Source organism: Saccharopolyspora mangrovi (assembly GCF_035320975.1).
In the GTDB taxonomy this organism is placed as follows: Bacteria; Actinomycetota; Actinomycetes; order Mycobacteriales; family Pseudonocardiaceae; genus Saccharopolyspora; species Saccharopolyspora mangrovi.
In genome coordinates, this window is the sequence record NZ_JAWLNX010000001.1 from 331,213 (window position 1) to 355,722 (window position 24,510).

General features: G+C 70.3%; 25 protein-coding genes. 5 read left to right on the forward strand and 20 right to left on the reverse strand.

Annotated features, from left to right (window positions below):
• Positions 1-53: 53 nt before the first annotated feature.
• The 3 genes from R4I43_RS01660 to R4I43_RS01670 all read right to left on the reverse strand — a co-directional run bounded on the left by R4I43_RS01660 (position 54) and on the right by R4I43_RS01670 (position 2,367).
• Positions 54-635 carry a DinB family protein gene (locus R4I43_RS01660; protein WP_324263671.1) on the reverse strand — a complete coding sequence of 194 codons (582 nt, stop codon included), beginning with the start codon at positions 633-635 and terminating at the stop codon, positions 54-56.
• A gap of 65 nt (positions 636-700) precedes the next feature.
• A complete protein-coding gene (locus R4I43_RS01665) occupies positions 701-1,516 on the reverse strand; it encodes a GNAT family N-acetyltransferase (RefSeq protein ID WP_324263672.1) in 816 nt (271 codons plus the stop codon).
• A gap of 50 nt (positions 1,517-1,566) precedes the next feature.
• Entirely contained in the window at positions 1,567-2,367 is an 801-nt protein-coding gene (locus tag R4I43_RS01670; RefSeq protein ID WP_324263673.1) for a helix-turn-helix domain-containing protein, read from the reverse strand.
• Between the two features lie 67 nt (positions 2,368-2,434).
• Between R4I43_RS01670 and R4I43_RS01675 the strand changes: the two genes are divergently transcribed.
• Positions 2,435-2,875 carry a DUF3224 domain-containing protein gene (locus R4I43_RS01675; RefSeq protein WP_324263674.1) on the forward strand — a complete coding sequence of 147 codons (441 nt, stop codon included), beginning with the start codon at positions 2,435-2,437 and terminating at the stop codon, positions 2,873-2,875.
• 10 nt (positions 2,876-2,885) lie between these two features.
• Here R4I43_RS01675 and R4I43_RS01680 read toward each other — a convergent pair whose 3' ends face one another.
• The 3 genes from R4I43_RS01680 to R4I43_RS01690 all read right to left on the reverse strand — a co-directional run bounded on the left by R4I43_RS01680 (position 2,886) and on the right by R4I43_RS01690 (position 5,097).
• A complete protein-coding gene (locus R4I43_RS01680) occupies positions 2,886-3,554 on the reverse strand; it encodes a methyltransferase family protein (protein WP_324263675.1) in 669 nt (222 codons plus the stop codon).
• A gap of 26 nt (positions 3,555-3,580) precedes the next feature.
• Positions 3,581-4,240 carry a molybdopterin-dependent oxidoreductase gene (locus R4I43_RS01685; RefSeq protein WP_324263676.1) on the reverse strand — a complete coding sequence of 220 codons (660 nt, stop codon included), beginning with the start codon at positions 4,238-4,240 and terminating at the stop codon, positions 3,581-3,583.
• A gap of 116 nt (positions 4,241-4,356) precedes the next feature.
• Complete coding sequence (locus tag R4I43_RS01690; protein ID WP_324263859.1) at positions 4,357-5,097, reverse strand: uracil-DNA glycosylase; 741 nt, start codon at positions 5,095-5,097, stop codon at positions 4,357-4,359.
• Positions 5,098-5,167: 70 nt separating this feature from the next.
• On the opposite strand from R4I43_RS01690, the gene R4I43_RS01695 reads away from it, so the two are divergent.
• Together R4I43_RS01695 and R4I43_RS01700 are read left to right on the forward strand one after the other, a co-directional pair.
• Entirely contained in the window at positions 5,168-6,634 is a 1,467-nt protein-coding gene (locus tag R4I43_RS01695; protein WP_324263677.1) for a S10 family peptidase, read from the forward strand.
• A 196-nt stretch (positions 6,635-6,830) separates the two neighbouring features.
• A complete protein-coding gene (locus R4I43_RS01700) occupies positions 6,831-7,076 on the forward strand; it encodes a cell division protein SepF (protein WP_324263678.1) in 246 nt (81 codons plus the stop codon).
• A 69-nt stretch (positions 7,077-7,145) separates the two neighbouring features.
• On the opposite strand, the gene R4I43_RS01705 is transcribed toward R4I43_RS01700, so the two are convergent.
• The 7 genes from R4I43_RS01705 to R4I43_RS01735 all read right to left on the reverse strand — a co-directional run bounded on the left by R4I43_RS01705 (position 7,146) and on the right by R4I43_RS01735 (position 15,699).
• Positions 7,146-8,144: an ABC transporter ATP-binding protein gene (locus tag R4I43_RS01705; protein ID WP_324263679.1), complete on the reverse strand. Its 999-nt coding sequence runs from the start codon at positions 8,142-8,144 to the stop codon at positions 7,146-7,148.
• Positions 8,137-9,147, reverse strand: a complete 1,011-nt coding sequence (locus R4I43_RS01710) for an ABC transporter ATP-binding protein (protein WP_324263680.1) — start codon at positions 9,145-9,147, stop codon at positions 8,137-8,139. The genes R4I43_RS01705 and R4I43_RS01710 overlap by 8 nt, the downstream gene beginning before the upstream one ends.
• Positions 9,148-9,158: 11 nt before the next feature.
• Entirely contained in the window at positions 9,159-10,121 is a 963-nt protein-coding gene (locus R4I43_RS01715; RefSeq protein ID WP_324263681.1) for an ABC transporter permease, read from the reverse strand.
• Positions 10,114-11,040 carry an ABC transporter permease gene (locus R4I43_RS01720; RefSeq protein WP_324263682.1) on the reverse strand — a complete coding sequence of 309 codons (927 nt, stop codon included), beginning with the start codon at positions 11,038-11,040 and terminating at the stop codon, positions 10,114-10,116. The genes R4I43_RS01715 and R4I43_RS01720 overlap by 8 nt, the downstream gene beginning before the upstream one ends.
• Positions 11,041-11,113: 73 nt before the next feature.
• A complete protein-coding gene (locus R4I43_RS01725; RefSeq protein WP_324263683.1) occupies positions 11,114-12,745 on the reverse strand; it encodes a peptide ABC transporter substrate-binding protein in 1,632 nt (543 codons plus the stop codon).
• A gap of 204 nt (positions 12,746-12,949) precedes the next feature.
• On the reverse strand, positions 12,950-13,903 hold the full coding sequence (locus R4I43_RS01730) for a Ppx/GppA phosphatase family protein (RefSeq protein WP_324263684.1): 954 nt from the start codon (positions 13,901-13,903) through the stop codon (positions 12,950-12,952).
• A 137-nt stretch (positions 13,904-14,040) separates the two neighbouring features.
• Entirely contained in the window at positions 14,041-15,699 is a 1,659-nt protein-coding gene (locus tag R4I43_RS01735) for a lytic transglycosylase domain-containing protein (protein WP_324263685.1), read from the reverse strand.
• A 317-nt stretch (positions 15,700-16,016) separates the two neighbouring features.
• Here R4I43_RS01735 and R4I43_RS01740 point away from each other — a divergent pair, with 317 nt between their 5' ends.
• On the forward strand, positions 16,017-17,630 hold the full coding sequence (locus R4I43_RS01740; protein WP_324263686.1) for an acyl-CoA dehydrogenase family protein: 1,614 nt from the start codon (positions 16,017-16,019) through the stop codon (positions 17,628-17,630).
• A 7-nt stretch (positions 17,631-17,637) separates the two neighbouring features.
• Here the strand turns inward: R4I43_RS01740 and R4I43_RS01745 are convergent, their stop codons facing one another.
• The 3 genes from R4I43_RS01745 to eno are packed head-to-tail and all read right to left on the reverse strand — an operon-like array spanning position 17,638 to position 19,961.
• Positions 17,638-18,141 (reverse strand): DUF501 domain-containing protein, encoded by a 504-nt coding sequence (locus tag R4I43_RS01745; RefSeq protein WP_407691181.1) that lies wholly within the window; start codon positions 18,139-18,141, stop codon positions 17,638-17,640.
• Entirely contained in the window at positions 18,135-18,671 is a 537-nt protein-coding gene (locus R4I43_RS01750; protein WP_324263688.1) for an FtsB family cell division protein, read from the reverse strand. The genes R4I43_RS01745 and R4I43_RS01750 overlap by 7 nt, the downstream gene beginning before the upstream one ends.
• Positions 18,672-18,674: 3 nt before the next feature.
• Entirely contained in the window at positions 18,675-19,961 is a 1,287-nt protein-coding gene (gene eno, locus R4I43_RS01755) for a phosphopyruvate hydratase (RefSeq protein WP_324263689.1), read from the reverse strand.
• A gap of 304 nt (positions 19,962-20,265) precedes the next feature.
• On the opposite strand from eno, the gene R4I43_RS01760 reads away from it, so the two are divergent.
• Positions 20,266-20,643: a tetratricopeptide repeat protein gene (locus tag R4I43_RS01760; protein ID WP_324263690.1), complete on the forward strand. Its 378-nt coding sequence runs from the start codon at positions 20,266-20,268 to the stop codon at positions 20,641-20,643.
• 223 nt (positions 20,644-20,866) lie between these two features.
• Here R4I43_RS01760 and R4I43_RS01765 read toward each other — a convergent pair whose 3' ends face one another.
• From R4I43_RS01765 to R4I43_RS01780, 4 genes are all read right to left on the reverse strand, one after another.
• Positions 20,867-21,679 carry a lytic transglycosylase domain-containing protein gene (locus tag R4I43_RS01765; protein WP_324263691.1) on the reverse strand — a complete coding sequence of 271 codons (813 nt, stop codon included), beginning with the start codon at positions 21,677-21,679 and terminating at the stop codon, positions 20,867-20,869.
• 66 nt (positions 21,680-21,745) lie between these two features.
• Entirely contained in the window at positions 21,746-22,498 is a 753-nt protein-coding gene (locus R4I43_RS01770) for a lytic transglycosylase domain-containing protein (RefSeq protein ID WP_324263692.1), read from the reverse strand.
• Positions 22,491-23,480 carry a MazG family protein gene (locus tag R4I43_RS01775; RefSeq protein WP_324263693.1) on the reverse strand — a complete coding sequence of 330 codons (990 nt, stop codon included), beginning with the start codon at positions 23,478-23,480 and terminating at the stop codon, positions 22,491-22,493. The genes R4I43_RS01770 and R4I43_RS01775 overlap by 8 nt, the downstream gene beginning before the upstream one ends.
• A gap of 86 nt (positions 23,481-23,566) precedes the next feature.
• Positions 23,567-24,493 (reverse strand): SurA N-terminal domain-containing protein, encoded by a 927-nt coding sequence (locus R4I43_RS01780; RefSeq protein WP_324263694.1) that lies wholly within the window; start codon positions 24,491-24,493, stop codon positions 23,567-23,569.
• Positions 24,494-24,510: the final 17 nt, after the last annotated feature.

Genomic DNA, 24,510 nt, shown 5'->3' on the forward strand with positions numbered 1-24,510 from the left:
GCGGACTTGTCAAAGAACGGCAACAACCCAGAAATCCTTGCTGTTGATCAAGTCTACCGGCCGGCTTCCCGGGCGATCCGCTCGAGGGACTCGCGGTGCTCCCGCCACCGGGCCTGGTCGTCGGTGGTCATGTTGTCGTTGCGCGGCCCGCGCCCGACGGCCCCGTCGATGAGCTCACGGACGATGTCGAGGTGGCCGGCGTGCCTGCCGGTCTCCTGGATCATGTGCACCAGGATCCGGTGCAGCGTGATACCGCCGGTTGGCCACCACGGCACCGACCCGAGCGAGTCGAGTTCGAGGGCGTCGATCGTGGAGTCCGCGTGGGCGCACGCGCGGCGGTAGAGGTCGAGCACCCACTCGCTCGACTCGTCGGCGGTGGCCCACAGGTCCGCGTTGAACTCGGCGTCCGGCCGCATCCACGGCGTCGGGATCCCCGAGGGCCGGCCGAAGACGTCCCCGAAGTACCCGAGCTCCATCGTCGCCAGGTGCTTGACCACGCCCAGCGCGTTGGTCCCGGTCGGCGTCATCGGCCGCCGCAGGTCGTACTCGGAAAGCCCCTCGACCTTCCACAGCACGGCCTCCCGGCCCTCGCGCACGTACTGCTGCAGGGCAGCTTTCGCATCAGATCCGGTCACCACGCCAGAATCCCACCCGGCACCGACACCGCACGCCGTTCTCACGCCTCACGAACTGCGAGGCCTCATGGGCGGAAGGCGTGTTCGGTGAAGTGGCCGCAGACGTGGAAACCCAGTCGGCGGTACACCGGTTCGCCCTCCGACGACGCCTGCAGAACGGCGACGCGATGGCCTCGCGCACGGGCCTCGCGCAGCGTCGCGAGCGTGATCGCTCCGCCGTACCCGCGACGGCGGTGAGCTGACCGCGTGCAGATGTTGTAGATCCCCGCGACGCCCGCGTGGAGGAAGACCTCGGCCGAGCAGACCGGGCGTCCTCGCACGTAGCCCACCAGGTAGCGCGCCGGGCAGTCCGCGGCCAGCACCTGCGGCGCGGCCTGGGCGAAGAACCGGCGAACCGCGTCCGCGGGAGGCATCCAGTTCGCGGCGAGGACGGCGGCGTAGTCGGCGAGCTGCCCCCGAGTGGTCACCAGCTGGATGTCGAGTTCGCCCACCTCCTGCACCGGGTGGTCGTCGTGCAGCTCCGCCCACATCGCCGTTTCCCGTTCGGCTGCCACCACACCCGCGGCCGACAGCCGCTCGCCGAGGTCCCCCGGTTCTGAAGCGGGACCCACCCACCAGGAGAACGGTCTGCCGGTCGCCGCGAGGAACCGCACGGTCTCGCCGATCCGCCCGGTGGCGTTGTTGCTGGTGAAGCGGGCAGCGGCGACGATGTTGAAGGTGTCGTCAGCGAGACCGCTGTCGGCGATCAGCACGTCCGCACCGTCGACCACGGCCGCGCCTGGCATGGATCGGTGCGCGTGAGCCGCGTGCTCGGCGAGGTTGCTCTCCATGCTGACGAGCAGCTCCGCGTCGTCCGAGGCCGGAGGGTCCAACGGTGTCACGGTGACCGATTGCAGCACACCGGTTCAACCCGTTTTCCGGCCTCAACGCCTCAGCCGGTGGTGTCCGGGTCGCGGCGGTAGGTGGCCGGGGAGGTGCCGACGACCTGGGTGAACGCGCGGGTCAGGTGCGCTTGGTCGCTGAAGCCGAGTTGCGCGGCCAGCTCGGACCAGTCGACCGGTTCGCCGGAGTGGGCGGCCGCGGTGGCGTCGAGGATGCGGCAGCGCTGGACGACCCACTTCGGGCCGACACCGACGTGGTCGGCGAAGAGACGCTGCAGGCTGCGCAAGCTGAGCCCGGCGTGCTGGGCGAGCTGCTCGGCGCGCACGATGTCGGATCTCCGCTGGACCTCCTCGACCAGCTCGGTCACCTGGCGGCCGGTGGGGTCCGGTTCGGGTTCGCAAGCGAGCAGGTAGGCGTCGAAGACCGGGACGATGCGGGCGGTTTCGCTGGTCGCGAGGATCTGCTCGGCCGCCGGGCGGTCGTCGTGGCCGAGGACGTCTCCGGCCGGTCGGACCGTTCCCGAGAGACAGCCGACGCTGCCGCGCAGCAGTGCGCGGAAACCGCCGGGGTGGAACGCGGCGCCGAGCACGTGGCCCGACCCGCGCAGCGTCCGGAAGAACGGTTCGCGCGAGATGCCGTGGACGAGGAGCCTGCCGTGCTCGGCGGCGACGTGGACGCGCGGCTGCGGCACGACCTGCTGCCGGTGCTCGCCGACGACGTTCCAGCGGACGAGCCAGTAATAGTCGACGAACTCGGCCAGCGCCGGATCAGGCGCGAGGCGTTCCACCTCGAACGCCCGCTCCCCCGCCTTCGGGCGCACGATCGCCTCGGGGCGCCCGGCTTTCGACATGGGCTCAGCGTAAGCCCGTCGCGTTTGTTCAAGACCGGCGAAGCGGCGGCGACCTAGCTTCGCCAGCATGAGTCACGAGCACGGAGCAGCAGGTCGCTTCACCGTCAGCGCCTGGTCGGAACACCTCGTCGCCGACATCGACGGCGAAGGCACCACCGCGGGCGACGCCTACTACCCGAACCGCGGCCTCACGCGAGCCGAGGTCCAGTACACCTACACCGGCGAGATCGAGGGGACGAGCACCCTGACGTATCTCATCGCCTACAAGGCCGATGCTGCGCCGGTGCTGTGCTTCGAACGCTTCGAAGGTTCCATCGCAGGTCACGAAGGCACCTGCGTCTTCCAGCACGTCGGCAGCCAGGACAAGGCGTCGGTGTCGGCGCACGTCCAGGTGGTGCCCGGCATGGGCACCGGCGGCCTCGAAACCCTCCGCGGCGAAGCGGAAGTGGCCATCGCGGGCCACAGCGACGACGGCTACGAGCTGACCCTGAGGTACTCGCTGGACTGACCCGCGCAGGTCACCAGACGAAGGGAATCAGCCTGGACCTGACCTCGTGCACGTAGTCGCGGTAGCCGGCCAGTTCCTGCAGCAGCAGTCGTTCCTCGTCGCGGATGCGGATCACCAGCGCGCTCGCGGCGGGGACGACGAACCACATCGCCCACCACGAGCCGAGCGCCAGCGGCATCCCGACGGTCGCGAGGAGCGAGACCGCGTACATCGGATGCCGGACGATCGCGTAGAGCCCGGTGGAGACGACCTCCTGCCTTCCCTCCACGGTGACGTTGGCGGCCGCGTACTCGTTCTGCGCGACCACGACGATCGACAGCACCATGCCGACGGCCACCAGGACGTCCCCGAGCAGCACCACCGCGACAGGCACCGATGACCAGCCGAAGCGGTGGTCGAACCCGCCGAGCACCATCGCTCCCGCGAACGACGCCAGCAGCAGCACGACGGCGACCCGCTGCGCCGCGCGGTTCTCCTGCCCCACCTGCATCCGGCGCTCCAGGGTCGCTGGCTGCGCGCGGAACACGTAGACGCTGGGCAGCGCCGCCGAAAGGATCACGACGGCGAGGAACACCCACCCCTGCCAGTACCCGAACGTCCCCGCGGGACCGAACAGCAGCACCCCGAACACGACCAACCCGACCAACGTCAGCGCAGACGCCCGCACCTCCGTCGACACAGTCCTCGACCTCCTACGCGAGCACCTCAATCGTGCCCAGCTTTTCGTCGGTACGGCCGACGGGCGATGGGGAGCGCTGCTGCCCAGATGCGGCGCCAGACGGGGCCGGGCAGGAAGCGGCTGCGCTCCTCGCGCGCCACGCGCCCTCGCGGGTGTTCCTTGAAACCGGCGGAGCCGCGTTCGTAGGTGAACCGGTACTCCAGCGCGACGAGCTGCTTCACGCTCTTGTAGCCGTACTGATCTGCGGAGACCAGGCGCACCGGGGCACCGTGCGCGGGCGGGAGCGGATCCCCGTTCAACCGCGTGGCCGCGAGGACTCCGTCCGCGAGCGCGTCGTCGAGGGACAGGCAGGCCCGGAAGCCGTCGAGGCCCGTGGCCACCAGCCACTTCGCGCGCGGGTGCGGACTCACCGCCTCGGCGATCCGCGCGGCGAGGTCGCTGAATCGCACGCCCGACCAGCGCAGGTCGAGGGCGCTCCAGGTCGTCACGCAGTGCAGGTCGCTGAGCTGCTCGTGCACCTGGAGACCGTCCACGAGCTCCGCCAGGTCGAACTGCGCCGGGTACCGCACGGCGCCCTGCACGGTCAGCACCGGGCGCTCGGGCACCGCACCGAACCGACGCGCGAACTCGGGCAACCCGAACCGCTCCAGCTCGGCGGCCCGCTGGCCAGGAGGCAAACCACTCACGAACCGAGAATCCCACGCGGAACCGACCAGAACACGGCGTTCCGCAATGGCGTCCGGGGTTTTCCGAGCGCTCCGCAGCCGAACCCGAGGCGCCATCGCTGGTCGATCCGGACTCCTCAGGCCGCCAGCTGCTTCGCGTGGTGGAAGACCTCGCGGAGCATCTCCGGGGTGAGCCTGCCGGTGAAGGTGTTCTGCTGGCTGACGTGGTAGCAGCCGAGGAGGTGGAGCGGTGCGGCTCCGTCGGTGGCGGGGAGTTCGGCGTGCGCGAGGTGGCCGAACTTGGGCCTGGGCCGGGGGACCTGCCAGGCGGTGTCGGCGAGGACCGGCAGCAGGGCTTGCCAGCCGAAGGCTCCCAGGACCACCACGACGCGGAGCGTCGGGCGGAGCAGGTCGAGTTCTCTGACCAGCCAGGGCCTGCAGGTGTCGCGTTCGGCCGGGGTCGGCTTGTTCGCGGGCGGGGCGCAGTGGACCGGGGCCGTGATGCGGGTGCCGTGCAACCTCAGGCCGTCGTGCAGCGAGACCGATTCCGGTTGGGAGGCCAGGCCGACGTCGTAGAGGGCCTGGAAGAGCACGTCGCCGGAGCGGTCCCCGGTGAAGATGCGGCCGGTGCGGTTGCCGCCGTGGGCGGCCGGGGCGAGGCCGACGATCGCGATCTCCGCGTCGGGCGGGCCGTAGCCGGGGACCGGCCGGCCCCAGTAGTCCTCGTCGCGGAACGCGGCGCGCTTGACGCGGGCGACCTCCTCGCGCCACTCGACCAGCCGGGGGCAGGCCGTGCAGCGAGCGACCAGTTCGTCCAGTTCGGCCAAACCGCCTGCTCCCGGGGCCGCGTCGGCGGGTTCTCCGGACGGGTCTTTGATCAACTCCGAGGTGGTGTCCACACCGCAAAACTGACAGAAAACGCCTCCGGCGGCACGTAATGTGGGCGGCATGGCAGAGGAGAAGGCCGACGAGGCGACGCAGCAGGAAACCACCCCGGCCGAGCCGGTGGACGATCTGGTCAGCACGCACCACGCGATCACCGCGGACGGCACCGAGCTGTCCTACACCGCGACCACGGGCCGCGTCGTGCTGCGCGACGAGGTCTACGCCGACGGCAAGTTCGACGGCCACAAGGCCAAGGCCGAGGTGTTCCTGACCTCCTACGTCGTCGACGCGGCGCCGGACAGCAACCGGCCGGTGACCTTCGCGTTCAACGGCGGGCCGGGATCGGCGAGCGTGTGGCTGCACCTCGGCGTGCTGGGGCCGCGCCGGGTGATCTCCGGTGACGCCGGCGACCTCGCGCCGCCGCCCTACGGGCTCGCCGACAACCCCGAGACGCTGCTCAAGCACAGCGACCTGGTGTTCATCGACCCCGTCTCCACCGGCTACTCGCGGGCCGTCGAAGGCGGAAAACCCGGTGACTTCCACGGTTTCCAAGGCGACATCGAGTCGATCGCCGAGGTCATCCGGCTGTGGACGACGCGCAACAGCCGGTGGATGTCGCCGAAGTACCTCGCCGGCGAGTCCTACGGGACGCTGCGCGCGGCGGCCGTGGCCGACCACCTTCAGTCCCGGCACGGGCTGTACCCGAACGGGCTGCTGCTGATCTCGTCGGTGCTGGACATGGGCACGATCCGGTTCACCGAGGGCAACGACCTGCCGTACTCGCTGTACCTGCCGACCTACGCCGCCATCGCCCACCACCACGGCAAGCACGGCGACCGCCCGCTGCGCGAAGTCCTCGACGAGGCCGAGAAGTTCGCCGCCGAGGACTACCCGTGGGCGCTGGCGCGGGGCGCGCGGCTCACGCCCGAGGAGCGGGCCGACGTGGTGCGCAAGGTCGCCGAGCTGTCCGGGCTGTCCGAGGACTACGTGGACCGGGTCAACCTGCGCATCGAGCACATCCGGTTCTTCACCGAGCTGCTGCGCGACCAGCGCAAGACCGTCGGCCGGATGGACGGGCGGTTCACCGGCTGGGAACCGGACGCCGCGGTGGAGCGCTTCACCGACGACCCGAGCATCTCCGGAATCCGGGGTGCCTACTCGGCGGCGATCAACCACTACCTGCGCGAGGAGCTCGACTACCGCAGCGACCTGCCCTACGAGACCCTGACCGGCCGGGTGCAGCCCTGGTCGTACAAGGAGTTCGAAGGCGCGGCGGTGTCGGTCGTGGACCGCCTCGGGGCCGCGATGCAGGCCAACCCGCACCTGCGGGTGCACGTGGGCTGCGGCTACACCGACGGCGCCACGCCGTACTTCGCCGCCGAGCACGTCCTGGCGCGGCTTCCCGTGCCGGAGGAGCTGCGGGAGAACATCGACGTCCGCTACTACCCGGCGGGCCACATGATGTACGTCCACGAGCCGTCCCGGATCCAGCAGTCGGAAGACCTGGCGACCTTCATCGCCGGCTCCTGACCCGTCCACCGCGGCCGGGCGCGTCTCCCCAGCTCAGGAGCGCGCCCGGCTCCGGGATTCGAATTTCGCGCGAAATTCGAATCCCGAACGCAGCGGTCGAACTTCGCGCGAAATTCGAACCCTCGTCGTCGGGGCCGGGCGGTTCTCGAAAATTCGGTGCGCCACGGCGGTCGCTTGCGATTGACACCGGACGGCGGTGGGCGACACTGAGCACGTGGTCAAGACGCTGCATCCGCAGAACTACCAGGACGTCTACTACGTGGGCGACTACTACCGCCAGGGCAACGCCGTCCTGATGGACCTCACCGACGTCCCGGGGTCCGAGGCGACCCAGCTCGTCGACTTCGCGGCGGGCCTGGTCGTCGCCCGAGGTGGCGACATGCAACGAGTCGCGCCCAAGGTCTTCCTCCTCAGCCACCCCGAAGGCGCCGACCAGCGCTGACGTCGGCGGAGAGGGCGAAAGAACGGGCGCCCTCGCAGGAGTTCCCGCGAGGGCGCCCGGTGCACGTCGTCAGGCGATGACGTGGGGGTGTTCCTCGGCGAAGTGGCACGCCGAGGGGTGGGTGCCGAGGCGGACCTCGAGCTCCGGGGTCTTCTCGGCGCAGATGTCCTGGGCCTTCCAGCATCGGGTGCGGAAGCGGCAGCCCGACGGCGGGTTGGCCGGGCTGGGGACGTCGCCGGTGAGCCGGATGACCTCGCGCTTGCCGCGCAGGGTCGGGTCCGGGACCGGGACCGCCGACAGCAGCGCCTGGGTGTACGGGTGCTGCGGGTGCTCGTAGATGTCGTCCTCGGTGCCGATCTCGGCGATCTTGCCGAGGTACATCACCGCGACCCGGTCCGACAGGTGCCGGACCACGCCCAGGTCGTGGGCGATGAACACGTACGACAGCCCGAACTCGTCCTGCAGGTCGCCCAGCAGGTTCATCACCTGCGCCTGGATCGACACGTCCAGCGCGGACACCGGCTCGTCGCAGACGATCACCTTCGGCTTGAGCGCCAGCGCGCGGGCGATGCCGATGCGCTGCCGCTGACCGCCGGAGAACTGGTGCGGGTAGCGGTGGATGTGCTCGGGGTTGAGACCGACGACGTCCAGCAGCTCCTGCACCTTGCGGCGCCGCTCGCCCTTCGGGGCCACCTCGGGGTGGATCTCGAAGGGCTCGCCGACGATGTCGCCGACGGTGCGCCGCGGGTTCAGCGACGTGTACGGGTCCTGCAGCACGATCTGCATGTCCCGGCGCAGCTTGCGCAGTTCCGCGCCGCGCATCTTGAAGATGTCGCGGCCCTCGAACGTCGCAGTGCCGCTGGTGGGGTTCTCCAACCTCATCAGCACCTGCGCCAACGTCGACTTGCCGCAACCGGACTCACCCACGACGCCGAGGGTTTCGCCCTTCTGCAGGTCGAAGGACACGCCGTCGACCGCCCGCACGTGCCCGACGGTGCGCCGCGGGAAGCCCGCGCGCACCGGGAAGTGCTTGACCAGGTTCTGCACCTGGAGGATCGGCTCAGCCACGGCTCATCATCTCCTCCGCGAAGTGGCAGGCGCTGACCCGGCCCAACCCGAGGTTGTGGTCGGTCGGCACCTCCGTGCGGCACTTGTCCTCGGCCCGCGCGCAGCGCGGGTGGAACGGGCATCCCGGCGGCACCGCCATCAGGTTCGGCGGCAGCCCCTTGATCGTCTCCAGCTCCTGGCCCTTGAGGTCCAACCGCGGGATCGACCGCATCAGGCCGTCGGTGTAGGGGTGGCCGGGGGCCTTGTACAGCGAGTACGCGTCGGCGGCCTCGACGATGCGGCCCGCGTACATCACCACGATCCGGTCCGCGACCTCGGCGACCACGCCCAGGTCGTGGGTGATCAGGATCAGGCCCATCCCGCGTTCCCGGCGCAGCTCGTCGAGCAGGTCCATGATTTGGGCCTGCACGGTGACGTCCAACGCCGTGGTCGGCTCGTCGGCGATGAGCAGGTCCGGGTCCAGCGCCAGCGACATCGCGATCATCGCGCGCTGCCGCATGCCGCCGGAGAACTGGTGCGGGAACTCCTTCACGCGCTGCTTGGCGTTCGGGATCTTGACCTGGTCCAGCAGCTCCACGGCCTTGCCCATGGCGTCCTTGCGGGACATGCCGCGACGCATCCGCAGCTGCTCGGCGATCTGGAACCCGACCGTGTAGACCGGGTTCAGCGCCGACAGCGCGTCCTGGAAGATCATCGCCATCGAGTCGCCGCGCAGCTCCCGCCTGCGCTCGTCGGTGGCGGTCAGCAGGTCCTCCCCGCGGTAGCGGATCGCACCTCCGGTGATCGCCCCCGGCGGGATGTCCAGGATGCCCATCACGGTCTGCGCGGTGACGCTCTTGCCGGAACCGGATTCGCCGAGCACGGCGAGGGTCTCGCCGGCGTCGACGTGGTAGTTCACGCCGTTGAGGACCTTCGCGACGCCGTCCCGGGTGCGGAACTCGACGTGCAGGTCCTCGACCTCCAGCAGACGTTCCGCCGAGGTCTCGTGTTCGTTTGCGGACACAGCGGTTTCTCCTACTTCTGCTTCGGGTCGAGCGCGTCGCGGACGGCGTCACCGAGCATCACGAACGCCAGGACCGTGAGCACCAGGAAGCCGGCCGGGAAGAACAGCAGGTGCGGTGCGGCCTGGATGTAGTTGCGCGATTCGGCGATCATCACGCCCCAGGACACGACCGGCTCGCGCAGGCCGATGCCCAGGAACGACAGCGTCGCCTCGGCGCCGATGAACCCGCCGAGCGCGATGGTCGCGTAGACCATGACCGGTGCCAGGGTGTTGGGCAGCACGTGCCGCAGGATGATGCGGCTCGGGCTCGCGCCCAGCGCGCGGGCGGCCTTGACGTAGTCCTGCTGCTTGGCCGCGATCGCCGCCGAGCGCATGATGCGCATCGAGATCGGCCAGGACAGCACCGCGATCGTCACCACGACCTGGGTGATGATCCGCGATCCGCTGGGGATCTTGATGTCGGCGTTGAAGGTGGTCAGGATGACGATCGCGCCGAGCACGAACGGCAGCCCCATGAAGATCTCGGAGAACCGCGAGATCAGGGTGTCCACGATGCCGCCGAAGTAGCCGGCGACGATGCCGATCAACCCGCCGAGCAGGACCGTCAGCAGCGTCGCCGCCAAGCCGACCAGGATCGACGCGCGGGCGCCGATGATGGTGCGGGCGTAGAGGTCGCGGCCGAGGTTGTCGTAGCCGAACCAGGCCTCCGCCGACGGTGTGTCGCGAGCCTTGGTCAGGTCCTGGAAGTTCGGGTCCGCGTGCGTGAACAGCTGCGGGAACGCGGCGATGACCAGCAGCACGAGGATGATCGCCGAGGCGATCAGGAACAGCGGCCGCCTGCGCAGATCGCGCCAGGCGTCGCTCCACAGCCCGCGGGGCTTCTCGTTCTTGACCTTCTCGGCCTCGTTGTCCGCTTCGAGGCCCTCGGCCGCCGCGACGGCGGCGAGGTTGGTGGTGGGGCGTGGGTCAGTCATATCGGATCCTCGGGTCGAGCACCGCGTAGAGAACGTCCACCAGCAGGTTCATCAGCAGGTAGACGAGCACCAGGACTGTGACGATCCCGGTCACCGTCGTGCCTTCCTGGGTGGTGATGCCCTTGAAGACGAGGCCGCCGATGCCGCGGATGTTGAACACGCCTTCGGTGACGATCGCACCACCCATCAGCGCGCCCAGGTCGGTGCCCAGGAACGTGACCACCGGGATCAGGGAGTTGCGCAACATGTGCACGCCGACGACGCGGCGGGGCGCGAGTCCCTTGGCGACGGCGGTGCGCACGAAGTCGGCGTGCTTGTTCTCCATCATGCTGGTGCGCGTCAGCCTGGAGACGTAGGCCATCGACAAGGACCCGAGGACGAACCCGGGAACGAGGAGTTCGCCGATCGTGGGATCGGAGGAGACCGTTGTCTTGATCAGGCCCAGCTCGGCGCCGAGCACGATCTGCAGCACGAAACCGGTGACGAACACCGGCAGCGCGATCAGGAACAGGGTGGACACCAGCACCAGGTTGTCCAGGAAACCGCGCCCGCGCAGGCCGGTCAGGACACCGGCGAGCAGACCGATGACGCCCTCGATGATCAGGGCGACGATGGCGAGCCGGACCGTGACCGGATAGGCCTGTTCGAGCAGCGCGGAGATCGCGGTCCCGGAGTAGGTCTCCCCGAAATCACCCGTCAGCAGCTTCCCCAGGTACTTGAAGTACTGGATGATCAGCGGATCGTCCAGGTTGTACTTCTCGTGCATCTCCGCGATGTAGGCGGGAGGGCAGCCGCGGTCACCGCACTTGCCCGCGAACGGGTCGCCAGGAATCGCCCACACCAGCAGATAGATGATAAAAGTCGTCCCGATGAAAACCGGGATCAGTTGCAGCAGTCGCCGCAACACGTAGCGACCCATCCGGGCCTCCTCCATCAACAGCAGCGCAGGGCCCGGCCCACCGGGTTTCGATGGGCCGGGCGCGCACTCGGTTTTACGGGTTCAGGCGCACCGTGCTCAGATCGAGCTCTCGGTAGGCCTTTACCTCACCTGCGGCGACTCGCTCCGAGAAGCCGTACTGCACCGGCTGGGTCCACAGCGGGATGGCCGGCAGCTCCTCGCCGAGCAGCTTCTCCGCGTCGGCGTAAGCGGCGGTGGCGGCCTCCGCGGTGGGAGCCCCGTTCGCCTTGTCCAGCGCGGCGTCGAACGCCGGGTTGGAGTACTTGTAGTCGTTCGAGGACGCGTCCGTGCGGTACAGCTGCGTCAGGAACGTCTCGATGTTCGGGTAGTCGGCCTTCCAACCGGTCCGGAACAGACCGTCGAACTGGAACGCGTTGGCCTTCTGGCGGAACTCGCCGAAGGTCGGCACCGGCACGAACTGGGTCGGGATGCCCAGGTTCTGCTGGATGCTCGCGGCCACGGCCTGCACCCACTCGTTGTGCCCACCGTCGGCGTTGGTCTCCAGGGTCAGGGTGCCCTGGAAGCCGCCGGCCTGGGCCAGGTACTGCTTGGCCTTCTCCGGGTTGAACTCGCAGGCCTCGCCGCACTGGCCGGGGCGGTAACCGTCGGCCGCCGCGGTGGCGAAGCCGTCCGCCGGGTCACGACCGCCCGAGAACACCTGCTGGGTGATGGTCTTGCGGTCGATCGACATCGAGATCGCCTTGCGGACCAGCGGGTTCTTGAACTTCTCGTCGTAGGTCGGGATGCCCAGCGCCTGGGTGAGCAGACCCGGCTTCTGCTTGGCGCGCTCGCCGAGGTCCTGCTTCCACTTGTCGCCGACCAGCGCGGAGACCGGAACGGCGCGCAGGAAGTCCAGGTTGCCCGAGACCAGGTCCTGGTAGGCGGTGTCGAGGTTGTCGTAGACCTTGAACTTGGCGCCCTTGATCGTCGGCTTGTCGGTGCCGGCGTACTGGTCGTAGGCGGTCAGGTTCAGCTCGACGTTCGGCTGGCGGTCCTGGAACTTGAACGGACCGTTGCCGATCGGGTGCTCCTCGAAACCCTTGGGGTTGGCGAAGAACGAGTCGGGCAGCGGCATGTAGGCGGAGTAACCCAGCACGACCGGGAAGATCGTGAACGGCGCCTTCAGCTTCACCGTGAACGTGGTGTCGTCGACGATCTTGAGACCGGACATCTCCTTGGCCGGCGGCGTCGGGGCCTGTGCCGGGCCCTCTTCGCCGTCCGGGTCCTCGGACTGCAGCTGGTCGTAGCCGTCGATCTGCTCGAAGAAGCTCGCGCCCTGGAAACCGTTGGGCCCGTAGGCCGAGTAGTTCCAGGCGTCGACGAAGTTCTTCGCCTTGACCGGCGTTCCGTCGTGGAAGGTCCAGCCCGGCTTGAGCTTGATCGTGAAGTTCTGATTGTCCGTCGTCTGGATCGACTCGGCGACCGCGTTCTCGACCTTGAGGTCGCTAGCGCGGTAGTTCACCAGACCCGTGAACATGGAGTTCACGATGAACCCACCGTTTTCCTCGGTGGTGTTAGCCGGGACAAGAGGGTTCTCCGGCTCGCCCCAGTCGAGGGTGACGATGCCGTCCTCTCCCGAGCCGCTGCCGCCGCCACCGCAGCCGGTGGCGAGCATCGCCACCGCCAGCGGGGCCGCGACCAATGCGGCCAAACGTCCCTTTCGCATGTAGGTCCTCCCGCTTCCACGCGCGCCCCAGGTTTTGTTTTCCGGGGTCATCACGCACGACGGTTCTTCACCGTCGCGTCAGACGTGCGTAAACATAAGTGAGAACCAGGCGGCGGCAATGCAGTGTCACAAAGCCGTCACTTTCTGAATCGATTCGGCTTTCCCATTCTTTGCAATTGAAACCAAATGTCCACGATCTGGGAACTAGCTGATGGACAGGGCAATGCCGTCCAAGATGTCGTGCTCGCTGGCCGTCATCGACGAGATGCCGCTGCGCTCGGAAAACTCCTCCGCCAGCACCTTGACCACCAGCGCACCACCTCCGATCACGTCCACGCGACCCGGGTGCATCGAACCGATCTGCGCGCGCTCTTTATGGGACATGGAAAGAAGTCGTTCGGCGATTTGTTCGACGCGGTTCTGGGAAATATGGGAAAGGTGAATCGCCTGGGGGTCGTATTCCGGCAAATCCTGCGCGATGGCGGAGAGCGTCGTGACCGTTCCGGCGACTCCGACCCAGGTCTTGGCCCCGCTGACGTCGACCCGGGCGAACGCCTCGTCGAGGATCTGACGTGCGACCTTCTCGGCTTCGAGGACCTCTTCGCCGGTCGGCGGGTCGTCGCGCAGGCACCGCTCGGTCAGCCGGACGCAGCCGACGTCGGCGGAGTGGGCGGCGATGATGTCGGCGTTCGCGCCGTCCCAGTTGCCGACCACGACCTCCGTGGAACCACCGCCGACGTCGGTGACCACGAACGGGCCGTCCAGCGGGTCGAGGTCGCCGACGGCGCCGACGAACGACAGCCGGGCCTCCTCGTCACCGGTGATCACCTCGGCGTCCACGCCCAGCGTCTCGCGGACCATCGAGAAGAAGTCCTCGCGGTTCTCCGCGTCCCGGGTCGCCGAGGTCGCCACCATCCGGACCCGCTCGACGCCCTTGCGCGCGGCCATCGCGGCGTAGTCGACCAGCGCTTCGCGGGTGCGCTCGATCGCCTCCGGCGCGAGCCGCCCGGTGGCGTCCACGCCCTGGCCGAGCCGGACGATGCGCATCGTGCGGTAGATGTCGCGCAGGTCCTTGCGCCCGTCCTCGTGCACCGTGACGTCCGCGATCAACAGGCGAATCGAGTTCGTCCCGCAGTCGATCGCCGCAACCCGTGCCATCGCACCCTCCTCGACCAGCTGCGCACCGGCGTCTCCGGCCGCTCCCCCAACGCTATCGGGCGCTGGCCGGCCCCGGGAAAACGCCGGGCCGCGCGCGTTTCGGAGAACGCACGCGGCCCGGTGCCGGGGTCCGGCGGTCACTGCGGCTTGGGGGTGTACTCCTCGGGGACCGTGCAGGGCTTCACCACGCCGTCGGGGCTGGTGAAGACGTCCATGCCGGGCACGGCCAGGTGCGGATCGGACTCGCCCGGCTGCAAGCCCTCGGCCGCTTCCGACTCGACCGCGGCGAACGCACCGCGGTCGAGCGCAGCCGTGTCGCACTTCTCCGGCTCCGCGGAGCTCGACGTCCCGGACGGCGGGACGGGAGCGATCTCCGGGACGCTCGGCAGCGGCTCGGAACTCGGCTGGGGCTCGGAACTCGGCTGGGGCTCGGAACTCGGCTGGGGCAGCGGCTCGGAACTGGTCGGCGGCTGGGTCGTCGACGAGCTCGGCGGGGCCGGCTCGGACGACGGCGGCTCGGGGGCGACCGACGGGGGCTCCGGGGTGACCGACGGCGGGTCCGGCGCGGGTTTGGTCGTGGGCTCCTCCCCCGGCAGCTGCGGCGGAGCGGGCACCACCGGTGGTTGTTCCGGAGTCGGCTCGGCGGGCATCGGAGCTGGCTCGGCGGGGGGCGGAGTCGGCTCGGCGGGCATCGGAGTCGGTTCGGCAGGCACCGGAGTCGGTTCGGCAGGGATCGGAGCTGGCTCGGCAGGAGACGGGGTCGGCTCGGCGGACGTCGGCGCGGGTTGGTCGCCTGGGGTTTCCGGTGCCGGGGCCACCGGTTCGAGCGCCAGCGGCTGCGGGTCCTCCACCGGCGGGACCGGGTCGAACTCCGGGACCGTCAGCGGCGCGGGTTCCGGGATCGCCAGCGCGTCCGGGCGAGCGGGCATGCGCTCGGACGCCAGCACGTCGCCCGCCTCCGGGGCCAACTCCGACGGGGTCGGCGTGACTCCGCGCCGGTAGGCATCAGCCCAGATCAGCACCGTGCGGACGTAGCTCTCCGAGTGGTTGTAGCGGAACACCGCAGCGCCCAGCGCGCGCGGATCGTTGAGGTCGCCGCCACCGTCGCAGAGGTAGGTGCCAGCCGCGGCGGCCGCGTCGGGCAGGTTGTGCGGGCTCTCGACGCCGTCCTCGTTCCCATCCGTCTCGAACTTCCGCCAGGTGGCGGGGATGAACTGCATCGGCCCGACCGCCCGGTCCCACACCGGGTCGCCGTCGAAGCGACCGGCGTCGGTGTCCGGGATCGCCGCGATGCCGGGACCACCGGACAGCCGAGGGCCGAGGATCGCGTGCGCCGTCGTGCCGTTGACGTCGATGTCGCCGTTGCGGGCGTGGCCGGACTCGATGCGGCCGATCGAGGCCAGCACCGACCAGTGCATCCCGCACGCGTGGGTCTGCTCCACCGAGCGAGCGGCCTGCATGTACGCGGCCAGCACGGGCTCGGGAATGCCGAGCTCGCCGGTCGGCAACTCCACCCTGGGAGCGGCTTGCGGCACCGCGGACAGCTGCGCGGGATCGGCGACCTCGTCGAGCAGCCGGGGGCTGATCACCGGGACCTGCGGGAGGTGTCCGCTCACGCCCAGCTGCCGCAGGTCCGGCGAGTGCTGACCCGTTCCGGCAGGCAGCGCCGAGGCGCTGACCAGCGCGGCCGGAAGCGCCAGCACCGGAGCCATCGCCGTTGCCGCCAGCCACTTCCTCGCCCGGTGCCGCGCCACCGGCCGCCTGTTCCGCCGGAGCTTGTACTTGCGGTTCGCCACCCGTCAAACCCCCACACCGAGTCCGAGCCCGTCCGCCGAAGTCCGACCCCCTGGATACACCACCCCGAAACGACTCGCCGAGCGGTGAAACCCCACCTTCACCCGACCGAGCCGCCAGACCCGAACCCGAACCTCCGCAACACCCCTGCGCCGCCCCAGGGGTGAGAACCGCAGTTCTCGCAGTGTCAAAGACCGCGTTTTTCGCCCCGTCAAATCCTGCGGTTTTCGCCCCCGGGGTGGCGGCTCTGGGCTCGCGGCGGGGAGCGGAAGACCGCGGAAGCATTCATCTCCCGGGGGTTTGTGCCTACGCTCCGGGCATGACGCTCATCGACGAGCTGCGCGCGTTCAGCACTCACCAGGTCGCCAACCAGTCCTCCCCGCTGTCCGGGTTCGACCCGCTCGCCTGCGATCCCGCGCTGGGGTCGGCGCTGACCCGCTACGCCGTCGGCGACCTCACCCCGCTCGCGCTGGAGGCCGGTTCGGCCGAGGCCCGCGAGCACGGCCGGCTCGCCGACGAGAACCCACCTCAGCTGCGCACCCACGACCGCTACGGCAACCGCGTCGACGAGGTCGAGTACCACCCGTCCTGGCACTGGCTGATGGAGCGGGCGATCGCGCACGGCCTGCACGCCGCGCCGTGGGGCCAGGGACCGGGCGCGCACCTGCGCCGGGCCGCCGGGTTCTACCTGTGGTCGCAGACCGAGGCGGGCCACGGCTGCCCGATCTCGATGACCTACTCCTCGGTGCCCGCGCTGCGCTGGTCACCCGAGCTGGCCGCCGAGTACGAGCCGAAGCTGACCGCCACCGGCTACGAGTTCGGGCTGCGCGCGCCGCAGGAGAAGTCGGCGCTGCTGGCCGGCATGTCGATGACCGAGAAGCAGGGCGGTTCCGACGTCCGCGCCAACACCACCACGGCCGAGCCGCTGGCCGACGGCACGTATCGGCTGGTCGGGCACAAGTGGTTCACCTCGGCCCCGATGAACGACCTGTTCCTCACGCTCGCGCAGACCGCAGGCGGGCTGAGCTGCTTCCTGGTGCCGCGCGTGCTGCCCGACGGCACCCGCAACGAGATCCGGCTGCAGCGGCTGAAGGACAAGCTGGGCAACAAGTCCAACGCCTCCTCCGAGATCGAGTACACCGGCGCGATCGGGCACCTCATCGGCGAGGAGGGGCGCGGGGTTCGCTGCATCATCGAGATGGTGTCGATGACCAGGCTCGACTGCGTGCTCGGCGCCTCGGCCAACGTCCGCATCGCGCTGTCGGAGGCGGCTCACCACGTGCAGCGGCGCAGCGCGTTCGGCGCGCGGCTGGCCGACCAGCCGCTGATGCAGCAGGTCGTCGCCGACCTGGCGCTGGAGTCCGAGGCCGCGACGACGCTGGCGATGCGGCTGGCCGCCGCCGTCGAGCAGGGCGAGCACGGCCTGCTGCGGCTGGCGCTGCCCGCGACGAAGTTCTTCGTCTGCAAGCGCGCGCCGTACGTGGTGGCCGAGGCGCTGGAGTGCCTGGGCGGCAACGGCTACGTCGAGGAGTCGGGCATGCCCCGCCTCTACCGCGAGGCGCCGCTGATGTCGATCTGGGAGGGCTCGGGCAACGTCACCGCCCTCGACCTGCTGCGCGCCCTGGGCAAGCAGCCGAGCAGCCGGGACGCGATCCTCGCCGAGCTGGACGCGGCCGGCGGCGAGAACGCGACCTACGACGTCGCCGTGCGCCGGGTGCGCGAGGAGCTCGCCGATCCCCGCCCGGAGCGGGCGCGGGCCCTAGCGGAGTCGCTGGCGCTGACGCTGCAGGCGTCGCTGCTGCAGCGCTTCGCCCCGGCGTCGGTCTCGGACGCCTTCATCGCGACTCGGCTGGGCGAGCCCGGCCGCACCTTCGGCTCCACACCGATCGCGAACCCCAAGGCCCTCTTCGACCGCATCGCCCCAGGTCGGTGAGGCTGTTTCAGCGGTTGATCAGGTAGCGGTGCTCCGGCCAGCGCTCGGCGATGAGGTCGATGGCCTCGTCGCCGAACGGGTTCACCCCCGGACCCTTGGCCAGGGCGTGGGCGATGTGGACGTGCAGGCACTTGACGCGGTCCGGCATGCCGCCCGCGCTCACGTCGGTGCCCAGCGACTCCAGGGCGTTGCGCTCGGCGAGGTAGGACTCGTGGGCCCGCTGGTAGACCTCGGCGAGCTCGGCGTCGGTCGCCAGCCGGTCCTGCATCTCCTTCATCAAGCCCTCGGCCTCGAAGGTGGACGCGTGCGCGGTGAGATCGGGAGCCGTCAGGTAGTACAGCGTCGGGAACGGGGTGCCGTCCTCCAGCCGGGGCCAGGTCTGCACGACCGTCGGCTCACCGGAGGCGTCGCGCGCCGCGATCGCGTGCAGCCCCCGGGGCGGCCGCCCGAGCTGACGCCGGACGCACTCCCGGTCCGCCTCGCTGACCAGCGACGTTTCCACCGTCACGATTCCTTCCCCAACACCGAGTTCCACATCTCCTCGTACCACGGCACCCCGTCGTCACCGGGTGCCAGCGGAGGCGGCGGCGCCGGGGCCTGCGGGACCTCCACGATGTAGGGCGTCTCGCCCGGCCGCACGTAGCCGAGCCGCGCCCGCGCCTCCGCCTCGACCTGTGCCGGGTCGGAGAGCTCCTGCTTGCGCTGCTCGAGCTGGCGGACCTGGATCTCCAGCTCGGCGCGCTGCGTTTCCTGCGCGGCGAGCTCGTCGCGCTGGCTGAGGTAGGTGCGCAGCGGCACCGCCACGCTCAGCGCCATCACGCACACCAGCAGCGCCAGCACCGCCGCGCGACGCGTCGAGGACAGCTTGAACGCGCCGCCGGTGCTGGACTTCGGCCTGCTCGCCGGACGCCGCTTCGGGGCACCCGGCTTGCCGGTGGGTTTGCGCTGGGCTGAGTCCCGGCGGGCGCGCACCTGCCTGCGCGACGGCGGAACGTTCCGCTCGCCGCGCCCTCTCGGATCGGATGCGCGCCCGGCCGGCAAGGCTCAGCTCTCCGCGTTGAACCGCGGGAACGCCAGGTCACCCGCGTAGCGGGCGGCGTCGCCGAGGCCCTCTTCGATGCGCAGCAGCTGGTTGTACTTGGCAACCCGCTCGCTCCGCGCCGGGGCTCCGGTCTTGATCTGGCCGCAGCCCGTGGCCACCGCCAGGTCGGCGATCGTGGTGTCCTCGGTCTCGCCGGAGCGGTGGCTCATCATGCTCTTGTAGCCGCACGAGGTGGCGAGGCTGACCGCGTCCAGGGTCTCCGAGAGCGTGCCGATCTGGTTGACCTTGACCAGCAGCGCGTTGGCGGCACCCTTGTTGATGCCGTCCTCCAGGCGCTCCGGGTTGGTGACGAACAGGTCGTCGCCGACCAGCTGCACCTTGTCGCCGACCTGCTTGGTCAGCTTGGCCCAGCCGTCCCAGTCGTCCTCGCTCAGCGGGTCCTCGATGGACACCAGCGGGTAGGCGGAGACGAGCTCCTGGTAGTACTCCGCCATCTGGTCGGCGGTGCGCTTGGTGCCCTCGAAGTTGTAGGTGCCCTCGGTGAAGAACTCCGTGGCGGCTACGTCCAGGGCGAGCACGATGTCGCGGCCCAGCTTGTAGCCGGCCTTCTCGATCGCGGTCGCGATCAGGTCCAGCGCCTCGCGGTTGTTGGGCAGGTCGGGGGCGAAACCGCCCTCGTCGCCCAGACCGGTCGGCAGGCCCTTGGACTTCAGCACCGACTTCAGCGCGTGGTAGGTCTCCGCGCCCCACCGCAGCGCGTCGGCGAAGGTGTCCGCGCCGATCGGCGCGATCATGAACTCCTGGATGTCCACACCGGTGTCGGCGTGGGCACCACCGTTGAGGATGTTCATCATCGGCACCGGCAGCACGTGCGCGTTCGGGCCACCGATGTAGCGGAACAGCTCCAGCTCGGATGCCTCCGCGGCGGCCTTGGCCACCGCCAGCGAGACGCCGAGGATCGCGTTGGCGCCCAGCCGGGACTTGTCCGGGGTGCCGTCGAGGTCCACCAGCTTCTGGTCGACCACGCGCTGCTCGGTGGCGTCCAGGCCGGTCAGCTCGGGGCCGATCTCGTCCAGCACGGCCGAGACGGCGTTCTCCACGCCCTTGCCGCCGTAGCGGCCGGCGTCACCGTCGCGCAACTCGACGGCCTCGTGCTCGCCGGTCGAGGCGCCCGAGGGGACCGCCGCGCGACTGAGCGTGCCGTCCTCCAATGCCACTTCGACCTCGACGGTGGGGTTACCGCGAGAATCGAGGATCTCGCGGGCGCCGACCTGTTCGATGATCGCCACGTGTGCTCCTAACCAGCTTGGATCCATAGGACGGAGCAACCGCCACGACGTTCCCGCACGCCGCGCACCGGCTGTCCGCCCCGACAACCGCCTACGAGCCTAACCGGGCCGGTGCGGCGCTCGCCGCAGACTCGCGATGCCGTGATCTGCGCCGCTCGATCTCCACACCCGCTGTTCGCCCGCCGTTGGTCTTCGCGGAGGTCACGACACCGCAGCGCCGGGTGCCGGACACCTCTCCGTCACCACAAGACCATCCGGTCGGACGTCTCGGAACAGCCGATCGCGGATTAACGTTGTTCGCGCCATGACGACAGAAGGCACCGTCGAAGCGTTCCGGCGAGCGGAGGAACTGCTCGCGCAACGCCGCCCGCTGGAAGCCCTCCGAGTCCTCGAACCCGTAGTCGACGTCGCCCAGGACAAGCCCAGCGTGCTGCTGCTGCTGGGGCGGGCGTACTTCTTCACGGCGCAGCTGCGCCGGGCCGAGCGCGCCTTCCTGCGCGTGCTGGAGTTCGATCCGTCCGACCACTACGCGCGCCTGGTCCTGGGCCGCACCCTGCAACGCCAAGGCCGCCTCACCGAGGCCCGCGCCCAGATCCGCCTCGCCGCCACCATGTACCCGGACCCGGCCTACCAAGAGGCCCTGGGCGAGATCAACGCCCACATCGCCGTCCGCTCCTCCTGACCCTGCCCACTCATGTGGGTGGCCGGATTACCGCGGTAATCTGCCTCCCGAATACCGCAGTAATCCGTGTTCCGGCGGCACTCGGACACGGATTACCGCCGTAATCGGGAGACCGAATACTGCGGTAATCGGAACGTTGAAGACTCCGGCAGTCGTCCCCGTGGGGGCGGTGGAACGGTCCGGTTGCGGTGGCCGGGTCCGGGTTGAGCGCGGTTCGGGCAGGTCAGCGGCGGGGGTTGCCCGCTGATGCGTAGGTCTCGGCGAGGCCGAAGACCTTCTGGGCGTACTCGACGGAGTTGTTGTAGGACATGACGCCCTGCCACCAGCCCGAGCCGGTGGACATGTCGCGGCCGTTCGCGCACAGGTAGCGGGCGGCGGCGATGGCGGCGTCGTCGAGGTTCTGCGGGTCGCCGCGGCCGTCACCGCTGCCGTCGGTGGCCCACTTCCGCCAGGTCGTCGGGATGAACTGCATCGGCCCCACCGCGCGGTCGTGCTCGACGTCGCCGTCGAGGGCTCCCCCGTCGCTGTCCGGGATCAGCCGGACGTTCGGGCCACCGTCGAGCTTGATGCCGATGATCGGCACCGACGGGCGGGCGTCCTCGCGCAGCTGCCGGTTGCCGAAGCGGCCGTGGTTGGACTCGATGCGGCCGATGCCGGCCAGCGTGGTCCAGGAGATCCGGCAGCCGGGCTGGTGCTGCCGCATCACCAGGTCGGCGTTGACGTAGGAGACGACGGCGCGGGCGGGCAGGTCGACGACCGCCGAGACCTGGTTGGCCCACTCGCGCACCGGGTCCACCCCGGGCTGCGGCTGCGGCTGGACCTCCACCTGCGGGACCTGCACCGGCGGTGCGATCGAGCCGGGCGCGACCTGCGCGGGCTTGGGGTCCTCGGGCCTCGGCGGCGCGGCCACCGGGGCCTTCGGCGGGGTGCCGAGGACGTTGACCAGGGCGACGCCGACGACCATCGCTGCCAGCAGGGATGCGGCCAGCGCGAGGCGTCCGAGGGCCGCGAGCACCGTTGGCGAGGTCCTGATCACCCGCACAGGCTACTTGCAGGTAGGCCCCAGGTTCCAGCACTTCAGCGCACCGAGCACCCTCCGGGGTCACCCTTCGGCGGGTAGTGACCGGCTCGTCCTGCCGTAGTGGTCGGCGTAGTCGAGGACCTCCTGGCCGTAGCTGCGGGACTGGTTGTAGTCCAGCAGCGCAGCCCAGAACCGGTCGCCGTCGCGCATGTCGTGCCCGACCGCGCACAGGTAGCGCCCGGCGGTCAGCGCGGCGTCGTCGAGGTCCTGCGGATCGGCGACGCCGTCGCCGTCGGCGTCGGACTGGTACTTGCGCCAGGTGGAGGGGATGAACTGCAGCGGCCCGACCGCCCGGTCCCACACCGGGTCGCCGTCGAGGGCCCCGCCGTCGGTGTCGTGGATCTGCTTGACCCCGGCGCTGCCGTCCAGCGGCAGGCCGATGATCCGCGGGTTGGGCCTGCCGGTCTCGTCGAGCCGGGAACCGCCGTGCCTGCCGTGGCTGGACTCCACCGCGCCGATGCCCGCCAGCACCGTCCAGCTCAACCCGCACCCGGCGGCACCGGCGTCCATCGTCAGCTGCGCGTAGCCGTAGGCCTGCAGCGCCGCGCGCGGGATGTTGAGCCGGTCGGACATCCGCTCCGACCAGTCGGTCAGCTGCGCCTGCGGCCGTTCCGGCGACCGGGCGCCTTCGGCGAGCAGCTCGACCGGCGGCGGGTCGATGCCCGGGTCGGGCGGAGCCGACGCGGACGGGAGTTCGAAGGTCGTCGTGGGCTGCGGCGAACAGGCGGCGAGGGCTAACAGCAGCGGCAGCGCCAGCAGTCGGCGGTCACGCATCGGACCGCGCCGGGTCGCTGAGCAGCTCGCGCCAGTCGTCGGAGGTGAGCTCGGTGTTCCCGGCTTCGCGGGCGCGGTGCTCGGCGGCGCGGACCCGCGCGGCGAACTCCAGGGCCACGCCGCGCAGCGCGTCCTCCGGGTCGACCCCCCCGAGCTTGCCCTCGGCGGCGAGCGCGAACAGCGCGGAACCGGTGTCCGAGCCGGACGGCATGGCCTCCAGCGGGATCCCGGCGCGAGCGGCCCGCTGGGTGAGCTTGGCGGCCAGCGCCACCGCGGGCTGACCGAGCGCGACACCGTCCACGATGGACTCGCGCTGCTTCTCCTGCTGCTTGAGCTCTTCCCAGCGCGCGTGCTGCGACTCGGTGTCGAGCACGGTGGTGTCGTCGGCGAAGACGTGCGGGTGCCTGCTGACGAGCTTGCTGACCAGGCCCGCCGCGACGGCGTCGATGCCGAACGGGTCGTCCGGGTCCTCGGCGGCGACGCGGGCGTGGAACAGGACCTGCAGCAGCACGTCGCCGAGCTCCTCGCGCAGCGCCTCCCGGTCCTTCTCGGCGATCGCGTCGAGCAGCTCGTAGGTCTCCTCGACGAGGTACTGGCGCAGCGATTCGTGATCCTGCTCGGCGTCCCACGGGCAACCGCCGGGTGAGCGCAGCCGGTCCATCACGGTGACCGCGTCCAGCAGCTCGACACCGGCGGGCGCGGGCGCCCCGACGACCACGGCCCCGGCGGCGCGCAGCCTCTCGGCGGTGGCGTGGACCTCGCCCGTGATCAGCACGATCGGCGCGGTCGTGGCCCGCACGAGGAGGTCCTCCGGCGCCTCCGGAACCTCCAGCGCGGCCTTGGCCGCGGTCGACAGACCGGCGTCCGCGTAGACCGCCTCAGCCTTGCGGACCAGAGGCAACGCGGCAGCGGGAAGCGCCTCGCCGAGCCTGTCGTCGACCAGGACGATCGCAGTGCCTTCGGCCACCCGGAGCTCGCTCATACCTCGATTGTCCCAACCGGGAACCACCGAGGTTCAGCGACGTACCCCACACCCCAGGAGTGTCAACTGACACTCCCGCAACGCGGTCAGGCGCCCCGCGAGTGCGGCTCGATGCGGAAGCCCGTGGTCTCGTCCTCGTTCGGCGCTGCCTGCAGCCCGATGGGGTCCCAGACGCCGTAGCGCGGGCTGAGCGTGACGCCGACGCGGTCGGCGGTGGCGCCCAGCAGGAAGCTGCCGACGCCCTGCAAGGTCTGGTCGTCCGCTCCCCCGGCCGGGTTCGGCGTGGGCGCGGCGCGGCGCTCGCGGACGAGCGCGACCAGCCACTGACCGGAGTTCGGTTCCGGCTCGAAGGCCAGGACCGTGCCCGGCTCGGCGCTGAACAGCGGCGTCGAAGCGGCGAGCTTCGGGCTGTCCACCGCGCGCAGCTGCTGACCCGCGGCGGCCGGGACGCCCGCCTTGGCGTCGGCCGCGATCAGGTCGCGCACGGCCGCATCGCCCTGCGCCATTTGGTGGGCCTTGCGGTCGGCCTCCGCGCGGGTGGTGGCCTGGGTGAAGTCGAAGGTGACCGCCAGCCCGTCGAAGTAGCGGCGGCCCAGCTCGGTCACCAGCACCTCGGTGCGCGCCATCTCGTGCAGGTTCTCCGGCGTGAAGATCTTGCCCTCGGTGGCCTGCGGACCGCCCCACTGGTTGATCATGTCGTTGATCTGCTGCTCGGAGGCGGTGAGCCCGTTCTCCCGCGCGGCCTGCTCGACGAGCTCCGCGCGCACCAGCTGACCGGCCAGCGTCCGCCCGAGCTCGTCGTACTGGCCCTGCTGCCGCAGCTGCGGTTTCAGCTCCGGCTCCTTGGCCAGCACCTCGGAGAACCAGGACTGCACCTCGGACACCGGGATCCGCTGGTCCCCCACGATCGCAGCGGCCCCGACCTGGCTAGGCCCGGATCCACAACCCGACAACAGCACACCGGCGACGGCGAGAGACGCGAACAAGCGGCCACGGCGCAGCGAGATCGTCACGCGGGCACCTTCTCACG